Consider the following 7,097-nt stretch of genomic DNA (forward strand, 5'->3'; position numbering starts at 1 on the left):
TAAGAAAGCCACTTATCTTCCATACAGGCAGGTAGCCAACCATTTAATATATTTTTTTTCAGCCTCTTTAGTTAGAGAATAGTTAATATAATGAATTAATGGCTTTTTTTTCAAAATACTTTAAATTCTTTAATATTTCTTTACTTGGCATTTTTATTTTATTCCATAAATTATAGTTATTGCCATAGAGTACTGAAATCAATCTAATTGATCAAAAGAAATAGATAAAACTTCATGCTCTTTAATATAAAGAAGTGATACATAATATTATGTGGAAATAAAAAACAGCAGATGTTACTTATAATTTCCCATCAATAAAAATAGGTTTCAATATACATATAAAGTATCAAATTAATAGATGATTATAAAAAAATTCTTACTAAATAAAGCAAGATTAAATAAAAATATAATGCAATCTGCCATTGGTTAAACCGATCACGGCAGATCCTATTTATGCTGTTAAATTAGATCTATCACTCGAATTTACTTCTGCGATTTTATGGTATGTCTGTTTAATTAGAACCCAACCAAAGAGCATAATTTATGATAGTTTCTAAACAGCAGTTACATCAATTAATAAAAAATAAATTACATCATGCAGGGTTAAGTGACGCTCATGCGGATACGGTAGCCGATGTCTTAGTCCATGCTGATGCCAAAGGTATTCATTCTCATGGTGCTGTACGTGTAGAGTATTATGCTGAGCGGATCAGCAAAGGTGGTACCAATACGGCTCCTGATTTTACTTATACTGAAACGGGACCATGTAGTGCTGTATTTGATGGTGATAATGGTGCTGGGCATGTTGCAGCGAGCGAGGCAATGGAACGTGCAATTAAAATAGCACAAGAAAAGGGCGTTGCGGTTGTTGGCGTAAGACGAATCGGTCATAGTGGCGCATTGTCTTACTTTGTAGAACAAGCATCACAAGCAGGTATGATAGGTATTTCACTGTGCCAATCCGATCCCATGGTTGTTCCTTTTGGTGGTTCAGAAGTTTATTATGGTACGAATCCTATCGCTTTTTCAGCTCCCGGAGTCGGTGATAAACATATTACATTTGATATGGCAACAACTGTACAGGCATGGGGTAAGGTACTAGATGCACGTTCACGGCATGTGGATATACCCGATACTTGGGCAGTCGACGAGCGTGGAAAACCGACGACGGATCCCTTTGCAGTAAAAGGATTATTGCCTATTGCGGGGCCTAAAGGTTATGGTTTAATGATGATGGTTGATGTGTTGTCTGGGATCTTGCTTGGGCTTCCTTTTGGTAAGCATGTCAGTTCGATGTATCACGATTTAACCGAAGGGCGAGAACTCGGCCAATTGCATATTGTGATTAATCCTGCTTTCTTTACTGATGCCACAATATTTAGAGAACATATCTCACAGGTTATGAGTGAGTTAAATGCTATTAAGCCTGCACCGAATGTAGATAAAGTTCTCTATCCTGGAGAAAACAGTCAAATCGAAGAACAAAGAAGTGAAAAAGAAGGTATTGAAATTGTTGATGAAATTTATAACTATTTAATATCTGACGTACTTTACAATAAATCTTATGATAATAAAAATCCGTTCGCGAGTTAATGATGAGCTGATTTATTCTAGATAATAAAAAACACCCCAACGTTGATGTTTAACTGTTGGGGTGTAAATAAAAACGTTATTTTTCGGTTTAATTAATTAAATTGTATATTAGCTCACTAACTTACCGATATTAGATCCCGCCGTTTTATTAAGAGAAATTGTTCCATTTCCACCGCTATTTTCTTGGTTGTCTACATTATGGTGATAAAAAATATCACGATAAGAGCCATACATCGCAGTGTAAGAAAGAGGAATAGTAATTAATAATCCTAAACCAAATGGAATAAGGCTAATGGCGAGAATAAAAAACAGTAAAATAAAGAAGAAAAAACCACCTGCTAAATTTATTTTTACTGCGGAAAGGCTTGCTTTAACGGCAGGAAATGCTTTATAGCCGTTGACTAACACCAAAGCTGGGACAAACCAATAAGCTGCCGTACTCAGTGCACCAAAGATAGCCATAATAATAAAAAACAGCATAAAGCCAGAAGAGTTATCTAACATCATTTCAGCAATAATTTCTTCTGGATAATCACTATTGATAGCATAAAAAATATCCATCATCGCCGCACTACTGACGATAACGGCAAGAATAATACCAGCAAGTAAAATTAGAAAACTAATACCGTAAGCACCCATCAAGCTAAGGTAACGTTTGTTGTAAAAACCAAAAAATAAGTTATCAACATCAATTCGCTGAGTTTCATACTGTTGATGGGCAATTGCCACAATACCTGCGGCTAATACAGTCGTAATAAAAGGTGAGATAATCGGACCAATTAGCGGAATAAATCCAAGAATAGTCGATATAATAAGACTAACGATAAAGTAGATAATAATAACGCCTATCCACATCCAAAAACGCTCTTTTATTAAATCCCACCCCAGCCCTAACCAGCGAACGCCGCCTGCGGCACCTCGCGCTTGAGGAATAGGCGTAAATACCTCTTGTGGCTCTGTTGGCGATGAATTATTGTTTTGTTCCATTTCCTGTACCTTAATCCCAATATCTTTGTTTATAAAATATAAGTCTTCTATAATATCTTTTTGTTTTGTTATTAATCAACAGTATTAAAGCTAATATAGGTTAAGGATAATCTTATAAAGACATGTTTAAATATGTTGGTCATTTCATATTGATAATAAAAAAATAAAACAAAAATAGTGTAAAAATCATTAATCTCATAAAAAGTATATTATTTTCAAAAAATACTATTCAGACTAGGATGACATAAGATGAGAAGAATAAAGAGATATGAAAAATAATGCTTTCTCTAGTATTAATGTGGTTTTACTTTATAAACAAAAAAGCAGCGCTTAAAACCGCTGCTTCTAAATTAATATTAAGGAAAATAACTTAATAGATAACTTTATGGCCGTAAGATTCAAGTATTGATTTTACATTCTCCATCGTCTCTTTGGACGGTGGATGAATGCCATCTAGTTTGTATTCTTCTCCTAAAGCGACCCATTTATGTTTGCCAAGTTCGTGGTAAGGAAGAAGTTCTACTTTTTCGATATTTTTCATATCTTTAATAAATTCACCTAACCGATGAGCAGAATCATCATCGTCAGACCAACCTGGCACAACCACATAGCGAATCCATGTTTTTTGACCTCGTTTTGCTAAATAACGAGCGAATTCAAGCGTACGCTGGTTTGATACACCAACCAGTTTCTGATGGATCTCATCATTGACTTGTTTTAGATCGAGCATCACTAAGTCAGTGGCATCCATTAATTCATCAATGACTGGGTCATAACGACGAACAAAACCGTTAGTATCTAGGCAAGTATGGATATTTTCTTTTTGACATGCGCGGAACCAATCACGTACAAACTCTGCTTGCAAAATTGCTTCGCCACCTGAAGCAGTCACACCGCCCCCTGAAGCATTCATAAAATGACGATAGGTAACCGCCTCTTTCATGAGTTCATCAACGGTGACGATTTGCCCACCATGAGTATCCCATGTGTCACGGTTGTGACAATAGAGGCATCTCATTAGGCATCCTTGAAAGAAAACAATGAAACGTATTCCGGGACCGTCAACAGTACCGCAGGATTCAAATGAGTGGATACGACCAAGTACGGACATAACAGGGTTACTCCAAAACTGTCTAATAAAAAGGCCCCAAAGTAGGGGCCTTTATTCTAAGCGATTTTATCTACTTTCTCAGTAAATAAATGCATGAGTTATCAAATTACATTGTTTGTGTAAATGTACGGGTGATAACGTCTTGCTGTTGCTCTTTAGTCAGTGAGTTAAAGCGAACGGCATAACCAGAAACACGGATAGTTAACTGAGGATATTTCTCAGGATCTTCCATTGCTTCTAACAGCATTTCACGATTCATCACGTTGACGTTCAGGTGTTGACCACCTTCGATGCCTGCTTCGTGGTGGAAATAACCATCCATTAGGCCAGCAAGGTTAGCTTTACGAACATCATCATCTTTACCTAATGCATTAGGTACGATTGAGAAGGTATAAGAAATACCATCTTTCGCATAAGCAAATGGCAGTTTTGCAACAGAAGTCAGAGAAGCTACCGCACCTTTTTGGTCACGACCGTGCATTGGGTTAGCACCTGGTCCGAATGGTGCGCCTGCACGACGACCGTCTGGAGTATTACCTGTTTTCTTACCGTAAACAACGTTTGAAGTGATAGTCAGGATTGACTGTGTAGGTACCGCATTACGGTATGTACGCAGTTTCTGAATTTTCTTCATAAAGCGTTCAACTAAGTCACAAGCGATATCATCTACACGAGGATCGTTGTTACCAAATTGTGGGTATTCGCCATCAATTTTGAAGTCAATCGCTAAGCCGTTTTCATCACGGACAGGAGAAACTTTTGCATATTTGATTGCAGACAGTGAGTCAGCAGCAACAGACAGACCTGCGATACCACATGCCATTGTACGATATACGTCACGGTCATGAAGTGCCATCAGAGCGGCTTCATAGCTGTATTTATCGTGCATGTAGTGGATAACGTTCAACGCAGTAACGTACTGAGTTGCTAACCAATCCATAAAGTGATCCATTTGGTTCATCACGGTATCGAAGTTTAATACATCGTCCATGATTGGCGCATGTTTTGGACCTACTTGGATTTTCAGTTTTTCGTCAACACCACCATTGATGGTATACAGTAAGGTTTTCGCTAAGTTTGCACGAGCACCGAAGAACTGCATTTGTTTACCAACAACCATTGGGCTAACACAACATGCGATTGCATAGTCATCGCTGTCGAAGTCAGGACGCATTAAGTCATCATTTTCGTACTGGATTGAAGACGTATCGATTGAGACTTTTGCTGCGTATTTTTTGAAGTTGATAGGCAGTTGTTCTGACCACAGAATGGTCATGTTTGGTTCTGGTGATGGACCCATTGTGTACAGGGTATTTAAGAAACGGAAAGTATTCTTAGTTACCAGAGTACGGCCATCTAAACCCATACCTGCTAAAGATTCTGTTGCCCAGATTGGGTCACCAGAGAACAGCTCATCATATTCAGGAGTACGTAAGAAACGAACCATACGTAATTTCATGACTAAGTGGTCAATTAATTCCTGAGCTTGTTCTTCTGTCAGTAAACCTGCTTCAATATCACGTTGGATGTAGATATCTAAGAAAGTCGATACACGACCAAATGACATTGCAGCGCCGTTTTGAGATTTAACAGCGGCTAAGTAACCGAAGTAAGTCCATTGTACGGCTTCTTTTGCATTTTGAGCTGGGCGAGAAATATCGTAACCATATTTTGCCGCCATTTCTTGGATTTGACCTAAAGCAGCGTGCTGCTCTGCGATTTCTTCACGCAGTTGAATAGTCATTTCCAAATCTTCGCCTTTTTCCATTCTTTCTTGTAAAGAAGTGAATTGGGCAAATTTATCTTTACGCAGGAACTCAATACCATACAGTGCAACACGACGGTAGTCACCAATGATACGACCACGGCCATATGCATCTGGCAGACCAGTTAAGATACCTGATTTACGGCATTTTAGGATGTCTGGAGTATAAACATCGAAAACACCTTGGTTGTGAGTTTTACGGTAATCAGTAAAGATTTTTTTCAGTTCTGGATCTAGCTCACGGTTATAAGCGTGGCAAGAACTTTCAACCATACGGATCCCACCGAATGGGATGATTGCACGTTTTAGAGGTGCATCAGTCTGTAAACCGACGATTTGTTCTAAATCTTTCTCGATATAACCAGCATCGTGAGAAGTGATAGTTGAAGCAACAGAAGTATCAAAATCAACCGGCGCGTGCGTGCGGTTTTCGATTTTGATGCCTTCCATAACTTGTTCCCAAAGTGTATCAGTTGCTTTAGTGGAACCTGCTAGGAAAGATTCGTCGCCTTCATATGGAGTGTAGTTTTTTTGAATAAAGTCACGAACGTTAACACCGTTCTGCCATTCACCTTCAGAAAAACCTTTCCATGCTTCAGCAAATTTTTCATTTAAATCAGACATGATACTTCTACCTTTTTACAATGGAACTTAAGAAATCAGTCATATCTGCACGGATTAATGTTTGTCACCGCGCAGATGCATTAACCAGTATACCAGACCGACTAGGACTGCCCCGCCAATAATGTTACCGATAGTGACAGGTAATAAATTATTAGAGAGAAAATTTGATACAGTTAAATTTGAAAATTGTTCGGGTGATGCACCTACTTTAGTCCAGAATTCTGCTGGTGCAAAATCCTTAATCACAATACCTAAAGGAATAAGAAACATGTTAGCGATACTGTGCTCAAAACCACTAGCAACGAACATACCGATAGGTAAAATCAGTGCAAAAAGCTTATCAATCAGCGTACGACCTGCATAGCTCATCCATACTGCAAGACAAACCATTAAGTTAGCAAGAATACCTAAACAAACAGCTTCAATAAACGTGTGCTCAAGTTTATGTTGCGCAGTTTGTAAAACATTCAGCCCCCAAAGCCCATTTGCTACCATATGCTGACCAGCAAACCACATTAATGCGACAAAAAAGAGTGCGCCAATAAAGTTACCAAGATAGACATTTATCCAGTTAGCAAACATTTTGCTCCAAGATATACGTCCAGTTGCTTTAGGAATAATAGTAAGAACAGTTGAGGTAAATAAATCCGCGCCACAAACGACAACGAGCATTAACCCCAAAGAGAAGCAGATCCCACCGACTAATTTAGCCAGCCCAAAAGGAACAGATGCGGTACCTGTAGTAGCAGTAATATAAAAAACAAAAGCAATTGATATAAACATTCCCGCAGTAAATGCAGATAAATAAGTCATTGGGATCTGTTTATTTGCTTTATAACAACATGCATCATCGGCAACTTTTGCCATATCAGCAGGTGATAATAAATTAAAAGGGCTGTCAGCTTTCATACTAACACTCTCTTATATGTTGGAATAATTATAGCACGCAATAATAGTAGCAAAGGGGCTTACATCTAAAATTGATATGGATCATAGTCACTCATTAGAATCCCATTT

The 7,097-nt window shown here is 38.1% G+C and carries 5 protein-coding genes; 1 reads left to right on the forward strand and 4 read right to left on the reverse strand.

Features of this window, described 5'->3' with window-relative positions:
• Positions 1-543: 543 nt before the first annotated feature.
• The gene (gene allD / locus BHE89_RS06190) at positions 544-1,593 is read left to right on the forward strand and encodes an ureidoglycolate dehydrogenase (RefSeq protein ID WP_069368178.1); all 1,050 of its coding nucleotides are present in this window, start codon (positions 544-546) and stop codon (positions 1,591-1,593) included.
• A 108-nt stretch (positions 1,594-1,701) separates the two neighbouring features.
• Here allD and BHE89_RS06195 read toward each other — a convergent pair whose 3' ends face one another.
• The 4 genes from BHE89_RS06195 to focA all read right to left on the reverse strand — a co-directional run bounded on the left by BHE89_RS06195 (position 1,702) and on the right by focA (position 6,989).
• On the reverse strand, positions 1,702-2,580 hold the full coding sequence (locus tag BHE89_RS06195) for a BPSS1780 family membrane protein (protein ID WP_069368179.1): 879 nt from the start codon (positions 2,578-2,580) through the stop codon (positions 1,702-1,704).
• A 370-nt stretch (positions 2,581-2,950) separates the two neighbouring features.
• Positions 2,951-3,691, reverse strand: coding sequence for a pyruvate formate lyase 1-activating protein (gene pflA, locus BHE89_RS06200; protein WP_069368180.1), 741 nt, complete (start codon positions 3,689-3,691; stop codon positions 2,951-2,953).
• Between the two features lie 106 nt (positions 3,692-3,797).
• Positions 3,798-6,080 carry a formate C-acetyltransferase gene (gene pflB, locus BHE89_RS06205; RefSeq protein ID WP_069368181.1) on the reverse strand — a complete coding sequence of 761 codons (2,283 nt, stop codon included), beginning with the start codon at positions 6,078-6,080 and terminating at the stop codon, positions 3,798-3,800.
• A gap of 54 nt (positions 6,081-6,134) precedes the next feature.
• On the reverse strand, positions 6,135-6,989 hold the full coding sequence (gene focA / locus BHE89_RS06210; protein WP_069368182.1) for a formate transporter FocA: 855 nt from the start codon (positions 6,987-6,989) through the stop codon (positions 6,135-6,137).
• Between the last annotated feature and the right edge of the window lie 108 nt (positions 6,990-7,097).

Origin of the sequence: Shigella sp. FC1967 (genome assembly GCF_001743005.1) — a bacterium.
Classification (GTDB): Bacteria; Pseudomonadota; Gammaproteobacteria; order Enterobacterales; family Enterobacteriaceae; genus Proteus.